Annotated in this window: 1 protein-coding gene; it reads left to right on the top strand. The window is 42.6% G+C overall.

Translation table 11 applies throughout. The features are described from left to right. Positions 1 to 416: 416 nt before the first annotated feature. The gene (locus AC1DUA_RS38535; RefSeq protein WP_477504708.1) at positions 417 to 674 is read left to right on the top strand and encodes a hypothetical protein; all 258 of its coding nucleotides are present in this window, start codon (positions 417 to 419) and stop codon (positions 672 to 674) included. Positions 675 to 1149 lie beyond the last annotated feature (475 nt).

Here is a 1149-nt window from a genome sequence, read left to right as displayed (position 1 = left end):
CTATAGAATATCCTCAGTATCACGCGGCGGCGAATTGTGGATTTGGCACACCACGGCTCACCTCCATACAAAATGAAGAAGCACCCGTTGAGGGTGCTTTTTCTTTTGTATGGGTGAGTTTTGGGAGATGAACCCCTCTAGGGTTCGCCCGCGCGGACCGAAGCGTAATCGGAGGGAGCACGGCATTGAAATGTACTGCTAAGGTAGTCATCGGTGATTGAGCTTCGTAAGCAAGTTAAATGGACATTTCAATACTCCCCTCGGGACATCGAACCCTTGTCCAGATAAAACTACAACTATCAAATCGGGGACAGGGGTTCGGCATATTTAAAAAGAGATAACTCGGTTTGGAGCTTGTTTGGTCGAATTTTGTTTATGTTATAATGAAAATGACGTAAGCCAAAGGAGGCTATGGGATGCAATGGGAAGAAGTGCAGGAACGATTTCCAAATGAATGGGTAGTTCTTGAAGCAATGAAGGCACACTCCATGGAAGGTAACCGCTATATTGAGGAAGTGGTTGTCGTTGATAGGTTTGATGACTCAACGTCAGCGATGCGCCGATACAGTGAGTTGCACAAGCAGGCTCCTCATCGTGAATACTGCTTTTTTCATACGTCTCGTCCCGCTTTCGTAGCTCGTGAACGGTATGTCGGAGTGCGGGGGCCTAGATGAACCTTAACGTCAACTACGGTCTTCCCTTTGTTTCAGTCACCATCCAATTTCGCGGAATTATTCAGGAGCACAACCCCAAAAGTTATTATTTGATTTAGAGACTTCGGGTTTTTGAGAATCTGTTAGCTTACCGCGAAGGCTTAAATAATAGAATATGAACGTATAAAATAACGAGACCCCTCCAATACTTGACAGTAAAGGAGGGGCTTTTATGTTTACTAGAAATGATAGAAAAGGTGCTATTCAAAGATTCAGATAAGAAACATTCTACTGATTTGAAGTCGGCTGCTTTAAATTTCGTATTCACTCTGATAATTTTTTTGCTAAAATAGGATCATATTTCTTAAGAGAGGTTGATCGAAATGAATCTAATGGAAGAGCTTATTGATGCCTACCTAGACAGCAACTTTGAGCATCCATACTATTTGGATCTACATACTGGACAAGTCATTCTAAATATGGACAAGGTATACAC

The sequence above is a fragment of the Paenibacillus sp. 01T422 genome, assembly GCF_056398785.1.
The sequence above is the reverse complement of the archived record's forward strand: the minus strand, read 5'-3'. Positions and strand labels throughout refer to the sequence as shown.